General features: G+C 33.1%; 20 protein-coding genes. 15 read left to right on the forward strand and 5 right to left on the reverse strand.

The features are described 5' to 3' along the window. Positions 1–22 precede the first annotated feature (22 nt). The 5 genes from ACECE_RS31555 to ACECE_RS28590 all read right to left on the reverse strand — a co-directional run bounded on the left by ACECE_RS31555 (position 23) and on the right by ACECE_RS28590 (position 3,509). Entirely contained in the window at positions 23–865 is an 843-nt protein-coding gene (locus ACECE_RS31555; RefSeq protein ID WP_205410217.1) for a hypothetical protein, read from the reverse strand. 155 nt (positions 866–1,020) lie between these two features. Next, entirely contained in the window at positions 1,021–1,740 is a 720-nt protein-coding gene (locus ACECE_RS0222160) for a tyrosine-protein phosphatase (RefSeq protein ID WP_010251204.1), read from the reverse strand. Continuing rightward, positions 1,733–2,473: a CpsD/CapB family tyrosine-protein kinase gene (locus ACECE_RS0222165; RefSeq protein WP_010251206.1), complete on the reverse strand. Its 741-nt coding sequence runs from the start codon at positions 2,471–2,473 to the stop codon at positions 1,733–1,735. Before ACECE_RS0222165 ends, ACECE_RS0222160 begins: the two co-directional genes overlap by 8 nt. A gap of 12 nt (positions 2,474–2,485) precedes the next feature. Continuing rightward, the gene (locus tag ACECE_RS0222170) at positions 2,486–3,151 is read right to left on the reverse strand and encodes a YveK family protein (protein WP_010251208.1); all 666 of its coding nucleotides are present in this window, start codon (positions 3,149–3,151) and stop codon (positions 2,486–2,488) included. Between the two features lie 22 nt (positions 3,152–3,173). Next, positions 3,174–3,509, reverse strand: coding sequence for a hypothetical protein (locus ACECE_RS28590; RefSeq protein ID WP_010251210.1), 336 nt, complete (start codon positions 3,507–3,509; stop codon positions 3,174–3,176). Positions 3,510–3,775: 266 nt separating this feature from the next. Here ACECE_RS28590 and ACECE_RS0222180 point away from each other — a divergent pair, with 266 nt between their 5' ends. The 15 genes from ACECE_RS0222180 to ACECE_RS0222255 all read left to right on the forward strand — a co-directional run bounded on the left by ACECE_RS0222180 (position 3,776) and on the right by ACECE_RS0222255 (position 22,659). After that, complete coding sequence (locus ACECE_RS0222180; protein ID WP_010251212.1) at positions 3,776–5,605, forward strand: polysaccharide biosynthesis protein; 1,830 nt, start codon at positions 3,776–3,778, stop codon at positions 5,603–5,605. Between the two features lie 155 nt (positions 5,606–5,760). Continuing rightward, the gene (locus tag ACECE_RS31350; protein ID WP_162862621.1) at positions 5,761–5,919 is read left to right on the forward strand and encodes a hypothetical protein; all 159 of its coding nucleotides are present in this window, start codon (positions 5,761–5,763) and stop codon (positions 5,917–5,919) included. 67 nt (positions 5,920–5,986) lie between these two features. Further along, positions 5,987–6,646, forward strand: a complete 660-nt coding sequence (locus tag ACECE_RS0222190; RefSeq protein ID WP_010251214.1) for a sugar transferase — start codon at positions 5,987–5,989, stop codon at positions 6,644–6,646. A gap of 2 nt (positions 6,647–6,648) precedes the next feature. Further along, positions 6,649–7,506 (forward strand): NAD-dependent epimerase/dehydratase family protein, encoded by an 858-nt coding sequence (locus ACECE_RS0222195; RefSeq protein WP_010251215.1) that lies wholly within the window; start codon positions 6,649–6,651, stop codon positions 7,504–7,506. Positions 7,507–7,527: 21 nt separating this feature from the next. Further along, positions 7,528–8,739: a glycosyltransferase family 4 protein gene (locus ACECE_RS0222200; protein ID WP_010251216.1), complete on the forward strand. Its 1,212-nt coding sequence runs from the start codon at positions 7,528–7,530 to the stop codon at positions 8,737–8,739. A gap of 19 nt (positions 8,740–8,758) precedes the next feature. Continuing rightward, entirely contained in the window at positions 8,759–9,781 is a 1,023-nt protein-coding gene (locus ACECE_RS0222205) for a polysaccharide biosynthesis protein (protein WP_010251217.1), read from the forward strand. After that, positions 9,778–10,887, forward strand: a complete 1,110-nt coding sequence (locus ACECE_RS0222210; RefSeq protein ID WP_010251218.1) for a capsular polysaccharide biosynthesis protein CapF — start codon at positions 9,778–9,780, stop codon at positions 10,885–10,887. The genes ACECE_RS0222205 and ACECE_RS0222210 overlap by 4 nt, the downstream gene beginning before the upstream one ends. A 3-nt stretch (positions 10,888–10,890) precedes the next feature. Then, positions 10,891–12,024 (forward strand): non-hydrolyzing UDP-N-acetylglucosamine 2-epimerase, encoded by a 1,134-nt coding sequence (gene wecB / locus ACECE_RS0222215; RefSeq protein ID WP_010251219.1) that lies wholly within the window; start codon positions 10,891–10,893, stop codon positions 12,022–12,024. Between the two features lie 3 nt (positions 12,025–12,027). Next, positions 12,028–13,818: a glycosyltransferase gene (locus tag ACECE_RS0222225; RefSeq protein WP_010251220.1), complete on the forward strand. Its 1,791-nt coding sequence runs from the start codon at positions 12,028–12,030 to the stop codon at positions 13,816–13,818. A gap of 14 nt (positions 13,819–13,832) precedes the next feature. Beyond that, the gene (locus tag ACECE_RS0222230; protein WP_010251221.1) at positions 13,833–14,999 is read left to right on the forward strand and encodes a nucleotide sugar dehydrogenase; all 1,167 of its coding nucleotides are present in this window, start codon (positions 13,833–13,835) and stop codon (positions 14,997–14,999) included. Between the two features lie 23 nt (positions 15,000–15,022). Then, positions 15,023–16,369 carry a glycosyltransferase gene (locus ACECE_RS0222235; protein ID WP_162862622.1) on the forward strand — a complete coding sequence of 449 codons (1,347 nt, stop codon included), beginning with the start codon at positions 15,023–15,025 and terminating at the stop codon, positions 16,367–16,369. Then, positions 16,344–17,594 carry a hypothetical protein gene (locus tag ACECE_RS0222240; RefSeq protein WP_010251225.1) on the forward strand — a complete coding sequence of 417 codons (1,251 nt, stop codon included), beginning with the start codon at positions 16,344–16,346 and terminating at the stop codon, positions 17,592–17,594. Before ACECE_RS0222235 ends, ACECE_RS0222240 begins: the two co-directional genes overlap by 26 nt. Before the next feature lie 79 nt (positions 17,595–17,673). Next, on the forward strand, positions 17,674–20,010 hold the full coding sequence (locus tag ACECE_RS31355; protein WP_010251227.1) for a polysaccharide pyruvyl transferase family protein: 2,337 nt from the start codon (positions 17,674–17,676) through the stop codon (positions 20,008–20,010). Then, entirely contained in the window at positions 19,997–21,508 is a 1,512-nt protein-coding gene (locus ACECE_RS0222250; protein ID WP_010251229.1) for a polysaccharide biosynthesis protein, read from the forward strand. The genes ACECE_RS31355 and ACECE_RS0222250 overlap by 14 nt, the downstream gene beginning before the upstream one ends. Beyond that, positions 21,505–22,659, forward strand: a complete 1,155-nt coding sequence (locus ACECE_RS0222255; protein WP_010251231.1) for a Coenzyme F420 hydrogenase/dehydrogenase, beta subunit C-terminal domain — start codon at positions 21,505–21,507, stop codon at positions 22,657–22,659. The genes ACECE_RS0222250 and ACECE_RS0222255 overlap by 4 nt, the downstream gene beginning before the upstream one ends. The last annotated feature ends 283 nt before the right edge of the window (positions 22,660–22,942 follow it).

Here is a 22,942-nt window from a genome sequence, read left to right on the forward strand (position 1 = left end):
ACCTTCCTGTTTTTAATTTATTCTACTTTTTGCAGCACTTATCATGTTTATGTTTCTTTAAGCACATACATATCAATAACAATATGGCTGCTAATGCAATTAATGCGAGTAGTATCAAAAGGATACAAAAACACGGAGTTATAGGACACGGAGGTTTTGGTGGACAAGTATGTGTAGGACATACAGCTGTACTTGTCGGAGTAACAGTTGGCGTCGGTGTAACAGTCGGAGTAGCGGTCGGTGTTGGTGTTTCAGTAGGCTTTGGTGTTTCAGTAGGAGTAGCAGTCGGTGTTGGTGTTTCAGTAGGAGTAGCAGTAGGCTTTGGTGTTTTAGTAGGCTTTGGTGTTTCAGTAGGAGTAGCAGTCGGTGTTGGTGTTTCAGTAGGGGTAGCAGTAGGCTTTGGTGTTTTAGTAGGAGTAGCAGTCGGTGTCGCAGTAACAGTCGGTGTAGGAGTTCCTACAGGTTTGTATATGACAGACACATGACTCACGTCGTATGGCCTGCCTGTGTTAGGGTTAATAGGAGCATACAGGAAGTAATCGCTGCGCACGTCACTAGTGTAAATATATTCGTTAAAACCTGGCCCTCCTTTTACAATTACTGCATAGATAGGTATCTGGCTAACCCAGGATACTCCTTGGCCGATATCAGTGTTTACGATGTTTACTGTTATAACTCCAGGAATAGTGAATGAATCAGGAAGAGGAGGTGTTACATCATGTTTGGAATACACATATCCAACTGGAGTTAGTACATTTGGGTCATCGTTGACTGTTCCAACAACTAAAATTACAGCTGCGGATACTGTTGCAGTGAGTAAAAACATTAGTGCAACAATAATGCTTAAAAAGCTTAGTTTTTTCACGCAAAAACATCTCCTTATTTATATATTATGTCTACTCTAAAATATGCATGGAAATGTTTATGTGTTACTTTTAGGATAGAATTTTATGAAGATAATTAATTCTGCTTACGAAATGTAATGAAAGAGAAAAATCCCAAGTAATTTTCAGTTGTTTATTATATGAATTCTTCTTCCAGTGTGATTTGAGGTGCTATAATAATCTTTTGATTATTAACAAATACTTTATCACTGTACTCTTTTCCAGCCCAATTTTTTACTGTATTATATGCCTTCAGATATATGTCATAATCCTCAAGCTTATGAGCATCAGAAGCTACAAAGTTTACTAAATTTAACTCAATAAGCTTTTTGGCAAATTTTTTGACCTTTATACCATAAACTCCAACTATGCTAGCTGCATCCAGCTGTACGAAACAGCCTGTTTCAATAAAATCAATGAATTTGCTCATGGATTTTACGAAATAGTTGTTTCTCTCAGGATGTGCTATAACAGGAACTATTCCTTCTGAGTGAAGTTTCAACAAGACTTCATTTAGATTGATCGGCATAATATCAAAGGGAAGCTCAAATAATAGGTACTTGGATCTGTTAAGGGTATACTTTTCTTTTTTGGAGATAACATCAGTAAGTGACGAACATAAAAAGACTTCATGTCCTAGAAATAATTCTATTCCAAAGCCCTTTACTCTTGACTTAAGGTCATAAAAATTATCAAGTACCCTATCAGAGTGAAAAAAGCCATTATGAAAATGAGGGGTAGCAATTAATGCTTTTACTCCAAGTTTTTCGGCCTCCAGTACCATTCTGATAGAATCTTGAATTGTTGCAGGACCATCATCGACGCCAAAAATAATATGACAATGCATATCAATCATGTTTTTTCCTCTTTTGGTCCTTAAGTAAATCGGACCATTTTTTTAAATACTTTTTTTGGGAGTTATAATAATCGTAACTTCCATAGTAGCTTTTATAATCCGATTTACTTATCTTATTGAGAACGGCCCCAAGTATATTGGCGTTTGCTTTTTGAAGCTGTTCCTTCATTCTTAACATATTTATGCGCTTTATAGCATTTGATTCAATAACAATAATTGTTCCATCCACTTGTGCAGCAATAACAGCGGCATCGATAACACTGCCAAGTGGTGGTGTGTCTATAATAACCAGATCGAATAATTTCTCAACTTCGTGAAGGAAATTGGTGAACTGGTCAGAAGATATAAGTTCGCCTGGATTATTTGTTTTTACACCGCAGGTAATAAAGCTGAATCCATCAATATCAGATTTGTTAACTATTTCTTCAAGTTTGACCTGTCCCAGTATATAATTGGTGAGGCCTTTCAAGTTGCTGCTTGTAAAATATTTGAAAGGCATTGGTTTACGTATATCTGCATCTACGTACAAAACCTTCATTCCAGCATTCGCCATAGATATCCCAAGATTTATTGAAGTTGTTGATTTTCCTTCTCCAGGGCTATAACTTGTAATAGCTATTGTTTTGATTTTTTTATTTAACCCGCAGAACTGGATATTTGCTCTTAAAACTTTGTAGGATTCCTCTGCTGTCTTGGTTAAGTTATATTTAACTGCGTAGCAAATTTCTGCCACTTATAGCACCTCCTATTTGATGTTAAACGAAGGTATAGTCCCAAGAACATTTAGTCCCAAGTATGTTTCTATATCTTCTGATGTTTTTATAGTTTCATTTATTATTTCTAATATATAGAATATGACTAGAGTTATTAAAATGCTTATTAAAAAAGTTAATACTGTATAAACCAGGGGTTTTGGTTTTACAGGACTGGTTGGTATTTCAGCAGGGTCTACAATACTTACATTATAGGTTTTAGTAAGGTCTGAAGATTTTTTTATAAAAATCTCGCATATTTTGTTTGAAATTTCCATACACCTGGTTGGATATATATCTTCTACCTTTATTTCCAATACTCTGGTGTCATTTTTTGAGCTTACAGTAATTTTTCTTGATAATGCAGCAGGAGTAATATCACGTATATTTAATTCTTCTAGAACTGTTTTTATAATAAGTTTGCTTTTTATAAGTTCCCTATAGTCATTAACCAATTGCTGATTTGTCAGCATTTCTTCATAAGTTACCTCGCTTCCTAAAACATTTTGATTAATAATATAGAGAGTTGAAGAAGCTATATATGAAGGTGTAATTAAAAATGCACTTGCAAAAGAGGCAATAGTTGACATGAAGATAGGAATTAAAATAATAAATATTAACTTTTTCTTTATCATTATAAAAAAATGTACGAGTTCCATTTAAATCTCCTTTTTAAAAATCTCAAATCTCAATTCTATGGCATTTTTTGCAAACAAATCTACCGATTATACCTAATATAACACCTAATATTATTGCTGCAAGAATGCTAAGAAGCCCATATAGCTTATCAAAATGTACCCAGTAAAAATGCTCTGCAAGATCGTCTACAGTTTTAATGCCCTTAAAACAAAATAGACCTGTAATGTTTATTATAAAAATGAATAAATCAAATATCAGTCCCACAATTACAAAACTTTTTTCTTTGCACCGGGATATTAAATAAAACAACCTTTCGGAAATAAATCCTGGAACTATGAGTAACAGGAATAAAATAATAGCACCTAACACCTTTAACATATTTCATTCTCCTTTCAATACAAATCGAAAATTATTTCATTATTATAATATTCTAGAGGGGGGGGGTGAGTTCCATGTATTTACAGAAAAATAAATATTACATTTTAAATTTTTAATTTTTAATTAACATTTATCTGGAGTATTACATAATATGAATGGTATTATGATTCAAAATATGACAAATATAACATACACATGTAGCGGTGTTGAGATCTGCTTTGTTTAGTGCTGTTTTGAGCAGATTTTTGAAACGGGAGGTAATTGATTTGAGAAATGCTAACAATAGGATTTTCTTAGTACTGGATTGTTTTCTTGTAAACATAGCATTATGTATTGGACTGATGATAAAATTTGATGCAAGTATTCCAGCATCGTTTTTGGGAGTACTTCCTATTACTTTTGTTTTTACAACAATAATAAGTATTGCAGTTTATTTTTTGTTTGGCCTTTATTCGACGCTATGGACTTATGCAAGTGTAAATGAGCATATAATGATTTTTTTTGCCACTGTAACGGCATCAATAGTGCAATGTTTTTTTGCTGCTTGCTGCGGGATGATGTTCCCGGTTATGTTGTATATTCTCAATTGGATGATTACATTTTTTTTAGTAGAAGGTATTAGAATTATAAGCCGCGTGATAAAGAATATAAAAATAGTGAAAAAAAGAAATTCTCATAAGAAAAGAATAATGATAGCAGGTGCGGGTGAAGCTGCTTCTATTTTAATTAAGGAAATGAAGAATAATCAACGCAGCACATTTGAACCTGTAGTTGCTGTGGATGATAATCCTGAAAAATATAAAACACAGATAAATGGGGTCCCTGTGATTGGTGGGAGAGAAAAAATTGTAAGAGCTGCAATGGAAATGGATATTGATGAAATAGTTATTGCTATACCCTCCATTTCAAGGAAAGAAACTGTAGATATTATAAATATATGTAAAAAAACTTCATGCAAATTAAAGGTACTTCCAAGTGTATATAGTTTGGTAAATGGAGAAGTGAGTATTAAGGAAATAAGAGATGTTACAGTTGAAGACCTTCTGCAAAGAGATGAAATTTCATTGTCAATAGAAGAGATATCCGATTATCTTAAAGGTGAAACAATTCTGGTTACTGGAGGGGGAGGGTCTATTGGTTCGGAACTATGTAGACAAATAGCATCCTATGGCCCTAAAAACCTCATCATTTTTGATATATATGAAAATAATGCCTATGATCTTCAAAATGAACTGCTTCAAAAATATAAAGACAGGTTAGATATCAAAGTAATAATTGGCTCAATAAGAGATAGAAACAGATTAGATTATGTGTTTTCAAAATATAAACCGGGAATAGTGTTTCATGCAGCTGCACATAAACACGTGCCTCTTATGGAATACAATCCTCAAGAGGCTGTTAAGAATAATATATTTGGGACACTCAATCTTGCTGAATGTGCTCATCAATACAACACGAAAAAGTTTGTATTGATATCTACTGATAAAGCGGTTAATCCAACTAGCATTATGGGAGCAACTAAAAGAGCGGCAGAATTGATAATACAGTATATGAATGCAAACAGCCAAACCCAATTTTGTGCTGTAAGGTTTGGTAATGTTCTAGGAAGTAATGGCAGTGTTATACCTCTATTCAAGAAACAGATTGAGTATGGAGGCCCCATAACAATAACTCACCCCGAGGTTACCAGGTATTTTATGACTATACCTGAGGCTGCAAGCCTTGTTGTACAATCGGGGGCAATGATGGATGGGGGAGAAATATTTGTACTTGATATGGGTAAACCGGTTAAAATATTAGATCTTGCAAAATCGTTAATTGCATTATCAGGACTAGAACCAGAAATTGATGTAGAGATTGAATATGTTGGCTTAAGACCTGGTGAAAAACTTTATGAAGAACTACTTATATCTGAAGCTGGAGTAAATATAACTAAAAACGACAAGATTTATATTGAAAAAACTAAGGATATTGATTTTGACCATTATTTACAACAAATAAAAACGTTCAATTTTGATGAAATTGATAGTAAGGAAAAAATAACTGATTTTATTAAGAGGTTAATTCCAAATTATTACAGCAATTGTAACCAATAACCAAACACTTGCATATCATATTATAAAAGTAAATCAACTCACAAGATGATCTAATATTTATAAAAAGCAAAAATCTAGCAAGAAATAATCTGTATGAGAAAACAAATTTCATAAAACAGATAACCTAACCATGCGGCTAAGAGAGGAGAAATGTTATGGAAGATTTCGACAATAGCAGATCTGATCAGAACGTTTTTATAAATGAGGTTGCCACTGAAATTGTACCGGAGATAAATATTTCTATACCGTTAGGAGAATTAAGAAAAACTTCACATTTAGAACGACTTGGGTATTCGTTTGAGGTTGGAGTATAAGAAAAATAGCTGTTTTATTTTGCAAACACTAGAGTCGCTTAATGGTGAATGGGGGGATGTAGTTTATATGTATTTTGTTATTAAGAGAATAACGGATGTAATAATCGCATCAATAGGAATCATTGTTCTATCACCGCTTTTGTTGATTCTTGCAATCGCAATCAAGATAGATTCATCTGGACCGGTATTTTTCAAACAGAAGAGAGTTGGAATTCATAAGACTCATTTTAATATTCTAAAGTTTAGGACAATGCGAATAGATACACCTCAAGATACGCCTACGCACCTGCTTGAAAATCCGGAACAGTGGATTACAAGAGTAGGAAAATTCCTAAGAAGAACAAGTCTTGATGAGCTTCCTCAAATTTTTAATATAGTAGCTGGAACCATGGCAATCATAGGACCCCGCCCGGCTCTTTGGAATCAGTTTGATTTGGTTGCAGAACGGGATAAATATGGTGCAAATGATATAAGACCTGGATTAACCGGCTGGGCGCAGGTAAATGGTAGAGATGAGCTTCCAATTGAAGTGAAAGCAAAGTTGGATGGGGAGTATGTCAAGAAAATTGGCTTTATGATTGATGTTCGGTGTTTTTATAGAACAATTATGGCAGTACTTAGATCTGATGGGGTAGTTGAGGGCACTGCAGGGAGTGCATCTAAGTCAACTTCAATGGCCGTAAGTGCTTCTCATACTTCAAGTATAGAGAACAAGGAGACACTATAAAAATGAAAAGAGTATTAATAACAGGAAAAGACAGTTACATTGGTAATTCACTTGAAAAGTGGTTAGAGAAGTATCCTGATAATTATAAAGTAGATACAGTTGATATGAAAGATGGCTCGTGGAAGAAGAAGGATTTCTCTGAGTATGATGTTGTGTTTCATGTGGCTGGTATAGCTCATGTGTCAGCGGATCCTAATCTGGAAGCTCTATATTATAGAGTGAATCGTGACCTGGCTATTGATACAGCAGAAAAGTGCAAAAAAGAAGGTGTGAAGCAGTTCATTTTTATGAGCAGCATTATTGTTTACGGTAGTAGCAGCAATGGGGGAGTAATTGATAGGAATACGATACCAACACCGAGCAACTTTTATGGAAATAGCAAACTCCAGGCAGAGGAAGGAATAAAAGCTCTAGAGTCGGATGACTTTAAGATAGTTTTAATAAGGTCGCCTATGATTTATGGCAAAGGTTCAAAGGGGAATTATCCTAAGCTTGCAAATATTGCAAAAAAGGTACCTGTATTTCCTAACATCGATAATAGGAGAAGTATGCTCCATATTGATAATTTATGTCAGTTTGTAAAGGTCATGATTGATTATGAAGAGTCTGGACTGTTCTTCCCACAAAACAAGGAATATGTGAAGACAGGAGAAATGGTCAGATTGATTGCTGAAGTGCAGGGAAAAAAGATATGGATGACTAGGATTTTTAATGGTCTGATTAGAATAGTTGGCTTGAAAGTTAAATTGATTAATAAGGTATTTGGTAATTTAGTTTATGAGCAGTCGATGAGTAGCTATGATAAGGAGGATTACCGAGTTAGAGATCTTAGAGAGTCGATTGAGTTAACCGAGAAATGATATAGAAGGGTGGATAATAGGTTGGGAAAACATATTTTGGTAATATCACAATATTTCTACCCTGAGCATTTTCGAATTAATGATATATGTACTGAGTGGGTAAAGAGAGGATATAAAGTAACTGTTATTACAGGCATTCCTAACTACCCGCAAGGTAAATATTATGATGGTTATGGACTTGTAAAGAAAAGGAAAGAAACCTTTAATGGTATTGAAATACTTAGAATCCCACTTATACCAAGAGGGGATAATGCAATTATGCTGGTACTGAATTATCTGTCATTTGTTGTAGCTGGTTTTCTATGGAAGTCTTTCACTAATATAAAAGCTGATTATGTCTTTATTTTTGAAGTTTCACCAATGACACAGGCTCTTCCTGGTGTTTGGTTTGCAAAGAGTAGAAAGGTTCCATGCTATTTATATGTGCAAGACTTATGGCCTGAAAATGTTGAAATTATTACTGGAATCAAGAACAAATATATAATTGGATCAATTGGTAAAATGGTGAACTATATATATGCAAGGTGTACTCGAATTTTTACCACATCAAATAGATTCATAAAATCAATTCATGATAGAGGTGTGCCAATTGATAAGATTGAGTATTGGCCACAATATGCAGAAGATTTTTATATACCACTCGAAAAAACAAGCATACCTGAAATACCGGATAATGCCTTTAATATAATTTTTGCTGGAAATATTGGAATAGCACAAGGCTTAGACATACTACCCAAAGCAGCGGCTCTATTAAAAGAAAAGATCTGCAAGAAGATTAGGTTCATTATTGTTGGAGATGGGAGATACAAGAATGAATTGATAAATATAGTTGAATCAAGTGGATTAACGGAAGTGTTCAAATTTATTCCTAAACAACCAGCCGAAAAAATACCAGAGTTTATAGCGGCAAGCGATGCTGCCTTCCTTAGCTTGAGTGATAATGCGTTGTTTGCAATGACTATTCCAGCAAAACTTCAATCATATATGGCATGTGGTATACCAACAATTGCTTCAGCAGCTGGTGAAACTGATGACATTATTAACGAGTCGAATTCTGGTGTTTGTAGTTTGCCGGGAGATGTAGAAGGGTTAGTTGAAAATATCATTAAGCTATCTAATAAGACTGAGGAAGAATTAAGGCAACTTGGAAGCAATGCTCGTAAATATTATGATGTTCATTTTAATAAAAAAATGCTCCTGGAAAATATGGATAAATATTTTAATGTTATGTGAGTAGTAGGAGAAAAATTATATGTTTAAAGAAAAGACTTTATTAATTACAGGTGGTACAGGATCCTTTGGGAATGCAGTAATGAAGAGATTCTTAAATACGGAAATTAAAGAAATTCGAATCTTTTCACGTGACGAAAAAAAGCAAGATGATATGAGAAGAGCTTACAAAAATGATAAACTCAAGTTTTATATAGGTGATGTTCGAGACATAGCAAGTGTTATGAACGCTATGCATGAAGTTGATTACATTTTTCATGCTGCAGCACTAAAACAGGTTCCTTCCTGCGAATTCTTTCCACTTGAGGCTGTAAAGACAAATGTACTGGGAACAGACAATGTACTGTCAAGTGCAATCGAGATGGGGGTGAAGAAAGTCATTTGCCTTTCAACGGATAAAGCTGCTTATCCCATTAATGCGATGGGAATTTCCAAAGCAATGATGGAAAAAGTGTTTATAGCAAAAGCAAAGACTGTGGATCCGTGTAAAACGCTTATCTGTGGTACCAGGTATGGTAATGTAATGGCTTCAAGAGGATCTGTTATTCCTCTATTTATTGAGCAGATAAAGAATGGGCGGCCGTTAACTGTCACAGATCCTAATATGACAAGATTCTTGATGAATCTTGAAGAGGCTGTAGAACTTGTTTTATTTGCATTCAAAAATGCTGAAGCAGGAGACATTATGGTTCAGAAATCACCGGCTTCAACCATAGGTGATTTGGCTCAAGCGTTGAAAGAAATGTTCAACGCTGATAATGAAATTAAAATTATTGGAACACGCCATGCAGAGAAGCTATTCGAAACACTGTTAACTAAAGAAGAGCATGCTGTTGCAGTGGATATGGGTGGATTTTATCGTGTGCCAGCTGACAAGAGAGACCTTAACTATGATAAGTATTTTGTTGAGGGTAATCAGAAGCTAGCTTTTGAAAATGAGTATAATTCTCATAACACAGGTAGGCTTAATGTTAAGGAAATTAAGGAGAATTTATTACAGCTTGATTATGTAAGAGAACAATTGGAAGGTTGGAATAATCAATGAAGATATTAGTTACTGGGGCAAAAGGCTTTATAGGAAAAAACTTAATAGCAGAGCTAAAGAATAGAGGATACAATTATATTTTTGAGTATGACACGGATACAAATACTGAACTCCTTAGAGAGTATTGTAAAGAAGCGGAGTTTGTATTCCATTTAGCAGGTATAAACCGTCCAAAGAGTGAGGATGAGTTTATGAAGGGTAACTTTGGCTTTACTTCTACATTGTTGGATACACTTAAAAAAAACAAAAACACTTGCCCTGTAATGATTTCGTCTTCTATCCAAGCTATGCTTAATAATCCTTATGGTGAAAGTAAAAAAGCAGGGGAAGACCTTCTGTTTGAATACCGTAAAGAAACTGGTGCTAAAGTTCTTGTTTATAGATTCCCAAATGTATTTGGCAAGTGGTGTAATCCAAACTATAACAGTGTAGTTGCGACTTTTTGCCACAATATAGCTCGTGATTTACCTGTTAAAGTGAACGATCCAAGTGTTGTTATGAATCTAGTATATATAGATGATGTTGTAATTGAACTTATTAATGCTATTGAAGGAAAAGAAAATGTTGCAGGTAAATTTTGTGAAGTACCTTTAATATATACCATCACACTAGGTAAGATAGTTGATTTGATTCATTCTTTCAAAAAGAGTAGGGAAGAGAGATCAATTCCCGATTTATCTGATGCTTTTACAAAGAAGCTTTACAGTACATACCTAAGCTATTTACCGGAAAATAAGTTTAGTTATGATCTTAAAATGAATGTCGACCAAAGGGGATCTTTTACTGAGTTTATTAAAACACCAGATAGGGGGCAGGTTTCTGTTAATATTTCTAAAACTGGAATTACAAAAGGAAACCATTGGCATAACACAAAGCACGAAAAATTTCTTGTAGTAAGTGGCAAAGGTGTTATTCGCCTTAGGAAAATAGGTTCAGACGAAGTTCTGGAGTATTTTGTAAGCGGAGACAAGATGGAAGTTGTGGACATACCAACTGGCTATACCCATAATATCGAAAATCTTGGAGATACAGATATGGTAACCATTATGTGGGTGAATGAGTTGTTTAATCCTGAAAATCCTGATACTTATTTTTTGGAGGTTTAATTAATGAAAAAATTAAAGGTTATGACAGTTGTAGGAACAAGACCAGAGATAATCAGACTGTCAGCTGTTATTAATAAATTAGAGGCCTCAGAAGCAATAGATCATGTGTTGGTTCATACTGGACAGAACTATGACTATGAACTAAACGAAGTGTTTTTCAAAGATCTTAATCTCAAAGAACCTGACTATTTTTTAGATGCTGCAACTGGTAATGCAATTGAAACGATAGGAAATATTCTTATCAGGATTGATCCGATTCTTGAAAAAGTAAAACCGGAAGCGTTTCTGGTATTAGGTGATACCAATAGTTGTCTATGTGCCATCGCTGCAAAAAGGAGACATATCCCGGTATTTCATATGGAAGCTGGAAATAGATGTTTTGACCAGAGAGTTCCTGAAGAAACAAACAGGAAAATTGTAGACCATATTGCAGATATCAATTTAACGTATAGCGATATTGCTAGAGAGTATCTCCTACGAGAAGGCTTACCAGCGGAGCAGGTAATTAAGACTGGCAGTCCTATGTTCGAAGTACTTAATTCCCGAAAAGATGAAATTAATAAATCTGACGTACTTGAAAGACTAAGTCTTAATACAGGAAAGTACTTTGTTGTATCTGCACATAGAGAAGAAAATATTTGCTCAGAAGATAATTTTAAGGATTTAGTATATAGCCTTAATTCTATTGCGGAGAAGTATGAGTTACCAATAATCGTTAGTACGCATCCAAGAACAAGAAAGATGATTGCGGTAAAGAAAATTCAATTTAATGAATTGGTGAAAACGATGAATCCACTTGGATTTATTGATTATGTAAAACTGCAGAAAGATTCAAAAGCGGTTCTTAGTGATAGTGGAACGATCAATGAGGAGTCATCAATCCTTGGATTTAAGGCACTCAATCTTCGGCAGGCGCACGAAAGACCAGAGGCTATGGAAGAAGCTTCAGTTATAATGGTTGGTTTAAAGAATGAAAGAATCCTTCAGGGATTAGAAGTTTTGGAGACACAAAGCAAAGACACATTGAGATTGGTAGCAGATTATAGTATGCCAAATGTTTCTGATAAGATTCTGAGAATTATATTATCTTATACAGATTACGTAAATAGAGTTGTTTGGAAAAAATGGGGGCATTAGAAAATGGGTCTTTTGTATTATTTAGCAAAGATGATAAAGAAAATTCAAATTCCTGCAATCAAGGACTCAAAGATTCATAGGACTTCTAAAGTCGGATCTGCGACAAATTTATTAAATGTAAATATGGAGAAATACTCATATATTGGGAGTTACTGCACAGTGGTTGGTACGAAAATTGGTTGCTTCTGTTCAATTGCAAATAATTGCAGTATTGGTTGCGCCAATCATACAACAGGGTGGGTATCTACTTCGCCTGTATTTCATGAGGGGAAGAATTTTTTAAAAAAGCATTTTTCTACCCATTCTTTTTCACCGAATGACAGCATCACAGTAATTGGAAATGATGTGTGGATTGGTAGTAATGTTGTCATCAAGAGTGGTGTTACTATTGAAGATGGTGCCGTTATAGGAATGGGTTCTGTTGTTACAAAAAATATTGGCAAGTATGAAATATGGGCAGGAAATCCCGCTAAATTAATTAAAAAGAGATTTTCTGATGATATAATAAGCGAACTTTCTGAAACAGAGTGGTGGAAAACAGATGATTTAAAATTGGCTGAATATGCTGCTAAGTTCAATGATGTCCAAATGTTTTTATCTAATTATAAGAAAGATAGCAAAATCAAAAAGGTTTTACATTTATGTTTGGCAAGTTTTTATATAGATAACTATTCGTATCAAGAGAATATGCTTCCCAAATTTCACAAAAAGTTAGGCCTGGACGTGGAGATAATTGCATCTTTAGTATCGTTTGATTCAAGTGGTAAACCAAGTGTGCTTGACAAAGAGGGGAAGTATATAAATGAGTATGGAATACCTGTCACAAGGTTAGGGTATAAGAAAACTGTTATTAATAGAATCCTCAGAAGATATAACGGTACATATGATGCTATAAAAAAGTCAAATCCGGACATTATATTTATCCATGGGTGTCAATTTATGGATATAAAATATATAAAAAAATATTGCAGAAAAAACCCTAATGTAAAAATTTATGTTGATAATCATGCAGATTTCTCCAACAGCGCTAAAAGTTTTTTTTCGAAAAATATATTGCATAAAGTAATCTGGAAACATTGCGCTAAATTGATCGAACCGTTTACTGAAAAGTTTTTTGGGGTGTTACCTGCCAGGGTTGATTTTCTTAAGAATATATACAAAGTTTCTGAAGATAAAGTTGAATTACTTGTTATGGGAGCAGATGATGAAATCATTGATAGATTGAATAAATCTGACTCCAAACAAAAAATTCGAGTTAAGCATGATATAAAGGATAATGATTTCTTGGTTGTTACTGGTGGCAAGATTGACAAAGCCAAATTACAAATAATTAATCTTATGGAGGCTGTTAAAGGTCTTGAAGATAAAAATGTAAAGTTAATTGTTTTCGGGTCTGTTATAGACGAGTTAAAAGATAAAGTTAGTGAACTGGTTGATGGAGGTATTATTCAATTCGTTGGTTGGGTAAATGTAGAAGAAAGCTATGAATATTTGTCCGCTGCAGATTTGGCATTATTTCCGGGGAGGCATTCCGTTTACTGGGAGCAAGCTGCTGGAATCGGAATCCCGATGATAGTAAAGTATTGGGAAGGTACTACACATGTAAATATTGATGGAAATTGCAGGTTTTTATACAAAGATAGTATAGATGAAATAAGAAGTGGACTTTTGGATATATTAGAAAACCCTGAAAAATTTAAGCATATGATAGATGTTGCTCAAAATAGAGCGAAGAATGAGTTTTTATATTCAAAAATATCTTTAAAAAGCATTGATTACATGCAGTATTTATAGATGAGGTGAAATAAATGAAAATAACTGTGGCTGGGACTGGTTATGTTGGTTTATCTATCGGTGTTTTATTAGCACAACACAACGAAGTCATAGCACTCGATATAAGTCAAGAAAAGGTGAATATGATCAACAATAAAAAGTCACCAATTACTGATTTGGAAGTTGAAAAGTATTTAGAACTTAAAGATTTAAATCTAAATGCAACAACTGACAGTTTTAAAGCATATAAAGATGCGGAATACGTCATTATATCGACACCTACAAACTATGATCCGGAGAAGAACTATTTTAATACTAGAAGTGTTGAAGCAGTAATAGCAAACGTACTTTCAATAAATCCAGATGCTATTATGGTCATTAAATCCACGGTACCTGTAGGATATACGGAAAAAGTGAAAAAGATGTTCGACACAGAAAATATTATTTTTTCACCTGAGTTTTTAAGAGAAGGTAAGGCGCTTTATGATAACCTGTATCCGTCAAGAATCATAGTTGGGGAACGTTCGGAGAGAGCAAAGGTATTTGCAGAGCTTCTAGCACAAGGTGCTATTAAGAAAGATATTACCATTCTTTATACTAACCCAACAGAAGCAGAAGCTATCAAACTTTTTGCCAATACGTATCTCGCAATGAGAGTGGCGTACTTTAATGAACTGGATTCTTATGCAGAAATTAGGGAGATCGATACCAAACAGATTATAGATGGCGTGGGCTTAGATCCACGTATAGGGACGCATTATAATAACCCGTCTTTTGGTTATGGTGGTTACTGTTTGCCAAAAGATACTAAGCAGCTTCTTGCAAATTATGCAGACGTACCACAAAACATTATGTCTGCAATCGTGGATGCCAACCGAACTCGTAAAGATCATATTGCGAATATGATTTTGAAGAGGAATCCGAAGATAGTTGGTATTTACAGACTTACCATGAAGAAGGATTCTGACAACTTCCGTCACTCAGCAATACATGGGGTTATAAAGCGTATCAAATCTAAAGGCATTGAAGTTGTAATATATGAACCAACACTCAAGGAAGATGAGTTCTACCATTCGAGAGTCATCAAAGATTTTCTTGAATTCCAGAAAATTTCTGATGTTATTGTAGCGAATAGGCTATCTGACGAGATTAAAGATGTAGTAGATAAAGTCTATACAAGAGATTTATTTGGTAGAGATTAAAAAAGTAGCATTTATCTTATGAGATGGATATAAAAAATAAACTATGGAGTGATATTTTGAACAAAATATTAATACTGACAAGCAAATATTTACCGAATCCAACTGCAAACGGAATTAATACGAAATATATAGTGGATGAACTGAAAAACCGGAATTATTTAGTTTCATGTATTAGTACTAAAGGAGAAAATGAAGTTGGTTTTGAGATTCTTGAAGATACAAAAATCTATAGACTTGAGCCTTCTTCTTACACAAAGTTTTTACTTAATAAATCAACAAAAAGAAATAAAAATATTATTAAGTACTATTCAAAAATACGAAATTTCTTGAGAAAGTTAAAACTAATAATGCTTTTACCGATATTCCCGAATTTTGATCCGATACACGCAAGTAGAGTATATAGAAAACTTAACAAGTTATACAAGCAAGAACAATATGATGCAATAATCGGGGTGTTTAAACCCTATTCGAATATAGAGGCACTTAAAAGATTTAAAAAAAAGTACCCAAATGTAATATGTATTGGATATTATTTAGATCTAATTAATAGTATGCAAAGGCCTAGATTTATGCCGGAAAGATTATATGACTGGTTATTGATGAGAGAAAATCTTTCTGCAGGTAGTTTGTTTGATATGAGCTTAATCCCTATTGGTGGAAAGAAATTATTCTCTGCAACAGAGTATAAAAGTATTTTAAGCAAGATTCGTTTTGTTGATTTTCCTACCTTTATATCAGCTGGAAAAGAGCTTGGAACCAGCGATAAAAGGTCAAAAGAATCAAGAACTGTAATCACATATGCAGGAACACTTGACACTATATATCGTAATCCGGATATGTTGTTAAATACCTTAAACGATGTTAGCAAGGAGACCGGGAGAATAGATTTAAATATTTATGGCATAAATGATTGTAATGAAATATTTGCTAAATATAATTCTAATCCTTTGTTTCAAATTAACAACTTTGGATTTGCTACTCATGATATTGTTATTAATGCGATGCTTGAATCAGATTTCCTGGTTAATGTATCAAATAAAATACAGGATGCCGTACCAAGTAAGATTTTTGAATTATTTTCGATGGGTAAACCGATAATTAATTATGTTTTTGATTCTAATGATATTACTACACAGTATTTTGGAAAATATCCCTGTGTGATGAACATTTATTCATGGGAAGATTTGAACATTAAGACTATGGCATTAAGTATGTTTATTAAAGACTACAAAGGGATTAATTATGATGCTGATAAAATAAGGGAGAGATATATTGAAAATACTCCAGGATATACAGTTGATATAATAGAAGAGTATTTAAACCTTTCCTTAGGAGTTAATCAATATGGAGAACAAAATAGAAAACATTAATAGAATAGAATGTAATAAGCTAGTAGCGATTACTATTTTTATAATCATTTATTTTAGTAGTAGTTATAATGCAGTTGTAATGAATGGAACGATGAAAGTCGGTATTTTGTTAATAAGTTCAATTTTTTTGTTAATATTAGAGAATAACGTGAGAGTTAGTAAAGGACTAATATTTAGTGGCTTGACTCTAATAATTTGCATTTTAATAACAACACTTATTGTAGGTGATGCATTGAAAGATGCTTTCATTATGATATCAGCAGTATTTATATCGATGATTGTAGTTTCAAGTATTAATTTTAGTAAATTCAGCAATATTTTTGTGAAAGTAATGTTAGTAATTGCTGTATTTTCATTATTTGCATATGCAATTAGCATAATTTCGCCGTCTATAATCAGACTATTCCCAAACACCTATTTCCGACCCCATTTTGAGGTGTACAATTTGGGTTTGTCTTATGTAAATTTGGCAACATATCAAATAAGAAATATGGGGATTTTTTGGGAGCCGGGAGCATATCAAACATACTTGGTATTAGCCATAATTTTAGAGGTGTTTTATGTTAGAAGCAAGAGTCGCTTGTCATTAATTATTTTATTTACAGCATTAATAACTACATGGTCTACTACGGGGTTGATTAACGCTGCATTGCTGTTTTTGATTTATATAATTGAATCTAATAAGGATTCTAAATATAGAGCCATTAAGATAATTGTAAGTTTGGTTATTATAGCAATAATTGTCTATAATATTTATTTAGTTCTTCCGACTCATTTGCAATATGCTGTCTGGAGAAAGATCACGTTGTATCTTAATGATGAACACGTCGTTAATACATCTGCAGCTGTAAGAGTTGATTCAATTATCTATCCGATTAGGGCTTTTTTTGAGTCACCTTTAGTTGGTGTGGGATATTCTGGACTTAAAAACTCAGTACTAATTGCTGGACACAATATGACAACTAACACCCCTGTAAATTGGTTTGCTTCATACGGGTTGATCTTTGGCAGTATTTTTACTTACACATTACTTACGTTTGCAAGATCAATGACTACTCGAGTAGGTTTATTCTTTTTAATATTTTTATCGATTTTTCTTAGTATTTCAACTGAAAATTATCTATGGAATATATCAGTCATTAGTTTTCTATTGTTCCCGCTGGTAAATTGTAATGACGAGCAAAAGATTGTCAGAGCAAAAAGCATGAATAGAAGGATTCTATAAAAATGTCTTATATACTAATTAAACGGGATAAGATGAAATTATTAAGCTACATTCATAATATAGTTTTGGGGTGGTTAATGTGGAAAAGAAAATTAAGGTGCTCCAAATAAATGAGGGTAATTACGGGAGTACTGGGAATATAATGTTGGATATATCAAAAGCATTAGATATTCGCGGAGACGTAAGTTATGTAGCTTATGCAAACTCTAGAACAAATAATAAGAAAAGTATCTCTAATAGTATAAAAATTGGCACAATTATAGAAAGAAATCTACATTTGAAGTTGGCTTATATAACTGGAATGAATGGTTTATTTTCTCAAATAGGAACTAGGGTTTTTTTTAAAAAAATAGATATTATTAAACCTGATATTATACATTTCCACAATTTGCATAATTGTTTTATAAATATACCAATGCTTTTTAATTATATTAAAAAGTCAAATATCTCAGTTGTGTGGACATTACATGATTGTTGGGCTTTTACAGGCCAGTGTCCCCATTTTTCAATGGTTAAATGTTATAAATGGAAGACAGGATGCTATGATTGCCCACAGTATAAGGTATACCCGGCAAGTTATGTTGACAAGACAAAGGTCATGTATTCTATGAAGAAGAAATGGTTTAACGGCATAAATGACATGAAGCTTGTAACGCCATCAAATTGGCTAGCAGAAAGAGTTGCGGATTCGTTCATGAATGGATACCGGATTAGTGTAATCAATAACGGTATAGATTTAAACATTTTTAAGCCGACACAAAATAATTTACGGGAACATTACAATTTAAGAAATAAAGTTGTTTTATTAGGTGTTGCACACTCGTGGGGAAAGAGAAAAGGAATAGATATTTTTATGGAACTTGCTGAAATGCTGGATGATACATATCAAGTTTTATTGGTGGGACTGACAAAAGAACAATTAGACAAACTGCCTAGTAATATTATTGGCATATCCAGAACACAGAGTCAAAATGAATTAGCTGAAATATATACTATGGCAGATTATTTTATTAATCCAAGTAGAGAAGAGTCTATGGGTTTGGTAACAATTGAAGCATTAGCTTGTGGAACTCCAGCAATAGTATCAAATTTCACAGCTGTTCCAGAAGTAATAGATTCTAAAAGTGGCATTATTGTTAAGAAAGATAATGCAATAGAATACTTAAAAGCAATTATCAATAATACTATTGAGTTTAAAAGCTCTGATTGTATAAACCGGGCCAAACAATATGATATGAATAAGAAATATAAAGAGTATTTAGCTTTATATGATGAAGTAATTCAATCAAAAAAGTTGTATGAAAAGGAAGACACCATGGCAAACAAAATAAAAATTGCTATTTTAACTTTCCATAGAACAATAAATTATGGTGGTGTGCTACAAGCTTATGCATTAAAAAAAGTTTTAGAGAAATTTAATTGCGAGAGTAATATTATTGATTATAAAAACGAGCATATAGAGAAAATTAACAAAGTTAGGCTTCTTAACTTTTGCAGTTTAAAGGAATTTTTAAATGGACTTTTTTCTTATAAATCAAAGAGAATAAAGCTGATGAAATTTAGAGAGTTCAACAAAGAATTTTTATGTCCGGTTGGTAAAATAGACAATGAGATTGAATATGAATATGATGCATTTATTGTAGGAAGTGATCAGGTATGGAATTATTTGCTTTCTGATTTTGATAAAAAATATTTCTTAAACTTCTTAAATGATGGAAAAAAGAAAAATGCGTATGCAGCTAGTTTCGGATTTTCAGACATACCAAACGAACTTGCAAAAGAGTATGAAAATATGCTAAAATCCTTCAACAAAATTTCTGTAAGGGAAAAGAGCGGAGAAAAGCTTATTAAGGAATTGATTGGAATAGATGTACCCGTAGTTTTAGATCCAACTTTGTTATTAAATCAGACTGAGTGGAAAGTGTTGTTAAATATAACTGCTAAGTCTACCGAAAAGTATATTCTACTATATTTAATGGTACCGGAAGAGAATATCATCAGATTTACAAAAGAACTTTCAGAAATGACAGGTTACAAGATCAGATATATTACGAGCAAGATAAAACGTACCATGAATGCAGAGTATATGAGAGAGGTGTCTCCTGTTAATTGGATAGAGTTATTCATGAATGCTGCTTATGTGGTTACAAATTCTTTTCATGGTGTGTCATTTTCAATTAATTTTAATAAAAACTTTTTTATGGGCTTTTTGCCAGAGCCATCTAAAGTGAACTCAAGATTGGAACATGTTCTTCAACTATTCGGTTTAGAAGATCGTAAAATTAGTAAAAAGAGTAAACCACGTGACTTCAAGGAAATTGATTATGAGCCGGTTAATAGTATTTTATTGGCTGAAAGAGATAAATCCTTTAATTTCTTAAGGTCAATTATTGGGGATAATTATGAGCAGAACTAGACGTTTTTTTTATAATTCAATTTCAACAGCCTTTTATCAAATAGTGTTAATGTTAGCGGGATTCATTACACCCCGCATTATATTGAAGTACTATGGGTCTGAAATTAATGGCATTGTATCTTCGGTCAATCAATTTATTATATATTTCAATTTAGTTGAAGCTGGGTTGTCTGGGGCAGCAACCTATGCTTTGTATAAGCCTTTGGGAGAAAAAAGGTATGAAGCAGTAAATGCAATTGTATCGGCAGCAAAGAAATTTTATACACAAGCAGGATATATATTTGTTTCATTAACATTAGGTCTAGCTATATTTTATCCATTATATCTAAAGACAGAGTTATTAACTCCTGTTAATATGGGTCTACTAGTATTGATTTTAGGGGTTAATGGAGCGTTGGAATTTTTTACGCTTGCTAAGTATAGAGTGCTTTTAGCAGCTGATCAGAGATCCTATGTAATTTCTTTGGCTTCATTAATTCATATAGTGATCAATACAATTATTGTTGTTATTTTTGGTTCAATGCAGGTAAATATAGTAATATTGAGAGCTATAGCGTTATTGTCCATTTTTACAAGATCATTTATATTGTTGATATATACCAGGAAGAAATACCGATTCTTAGATTATAAAGAAGAACCTAATTACAATGCCTTGAATAAAAGGTGGGATGCTTTATATCTTCAAATACTTGGAGCTGTTCATACTGGGGCTCCGGTAGTGATATTGACACTGTTAACCCAAAACCTGAAGTTAGTCAGTGTGTATACTATATTTAATATGATTATCGGTGCTATTAATGGAATATTGGGGATTTTTGTTAGTGGCCTTTCTGCTTCATTCGGTGAAGTGATTGTAAAAAATGAGACAAATGTCCTTCGGAAGGCTTTCAGTGAGTTTGAGTTTGCTTACTATGGTTTGATAACTATTGCGTATTCAATTACGCTTATTACTCTTATGCCGTTTATTGGTATTTATACAAAGGGAATTACTGATATTAATTATAATGAGCCGTTAATAGGCTTTTTATTTGTACTAAATGGGGTACTATATAATATAAAAACACCTCAGGGTATGTTAGTAATATCCGCTGGATTATTTAAGGAAACAAAACTTCAAACAACGATACAAGGTGGTATTGCTGTATTATTGGGAATTATACTGACTCCGTTTTTGGGGATTGTTGGTGTGCTAGTCGCATCAATATTATCAAACCTGTACAGGGATATAGATTTGATTTTTTTTATTTCCAGACATCTTACAAAATTATCTCCAAAAAGCACTTTCTATAGAATTTTACGTATGCTGATTGCAATTGTAATAATTTATCTTCCGTTTTTATTCATTGAGTTTAGTACGGCTGGTTATTTTTTATGGATACTCTTTGCAACAATTATTTCTATATATGCAGTAGGTGTGGTTATTTTAACAAATCTGATTTTTGAAAAGAGTACTATGCAAGACATGGTAACTAGAGTTATAAGGATGGTGAGACGGTGATCAGTGTTTTCGATAATAAAGTAGAATGTTGTGGTTGTTCAGCGTGCAAAAATATATGTCCAACTAATGCAATTAAAATGTCATTAGATGATGAAGGTTTTATGTATCCTGAGATTAATCAAGAATTATGCAGTAATTGTGGATTGTGTAGAAAAGTATGCCCAATGCAAAATTCAGATGAGTCTGAAATAAATATTGAAGTTTATGGATGTAAAAATAAAGATGTGGATGAAAAGCTCAATAGTTCATCGGGAGGTATGTTTTCTATAATTTCAAGGTATATCCTTGATAATGAAGGAGTTGTATTTGGAGCTGCTTTTGATTCGAAATTTCGAGTTGAGCATTTAGGAATTGATGCAATCCATGACTTAGATCGTTTAAGACGGTCGAAATATGTTCAGAGTGATATAGGAAATACTTATAAAGAAGTAAAGGAAGTTTTAGCGTTGGGAAGAAAAGTACTTTTTTCAGGAACACCCTGCCAAATTGCAGGGTTAAAAAATTATATCAAGGGAAAAAATGAAAACCTATACTTAATAGATGTTATATGTCATGGGGTACCATCTCCTCAAATTTTCGAAAAGTATCTTGAATACCTGTCGAAGAATTATGGCAGTAAAATAAAAAGTATAAATTTTTGTGCGAAAGAATTATCAATAAAAGCGTTGAAAATTAACTTTATAAACGGAAAAGTCTATCTAAAAAATGCAACCGAAGATTACTATTATAAAGCATTTTCAAATAATGTCATGCTAAGGCCTTCTTGTTATAATTGCAAGCATAATAATTTCAGAAGCTGCAGTGATATATCTTTGGCTGATTATTGGGGCGCATCAGAGCGATTCGAAAATTATCAGGAAAAAACAGAAGGGGTTTCACTAGCGATTATCAAGACAACAAAAGGTAAAGAACTGTTTGAGTTAATAAATGATAAAATGGAATTTGTTGAAACGACACTGGAACATGCAATAAAGGGTAATCCCAATATTACAAGTCCAAGTATGGTAAACAAAAACAGAGAAGCTTTCTTCAAGGATTATGAAAACAAAGTTGAAATTGCAAAGTTGTTGAAAAAGTATACAAAAGTTAACCCTATAAAAAAGATTCTACCTAAACTAAAATATGAGTTAAGCAAAATTCGAAATAATTAATGCTATTCTATAGAAATATGTATAAATGACAATACCCCAAATTAGCAAGACAAGTTTTTGGTTGCGCTGAGTTAGGGGCTCCTTTCTTTGTTTGTACTCTATGTTTCACTGTTGCGTAATGACATTTATTGTATTGGCAAATGATTGACAAAGTTGCTTAAATGCGTTATAATTTCTGAATTGTGATAATAGGTGAGAATTGTCAAAAATGAAATGTAGGCTCAATTTGAAATGCACAATGTAGGAGCAGGAGAAGCTTACTTATTTACATTAGGAAAGCCAA

Origin of the sequence: Acetivibrio cellulolyticus CD2, assembly GCF_000179595.2 — a bacterium.
GTDB lineage: Bacteria > Bacillota > Clostridia > Acetivibrionales > Acetivibrionaceae > Acetivibrio > Acetivibrio cellulolyticus.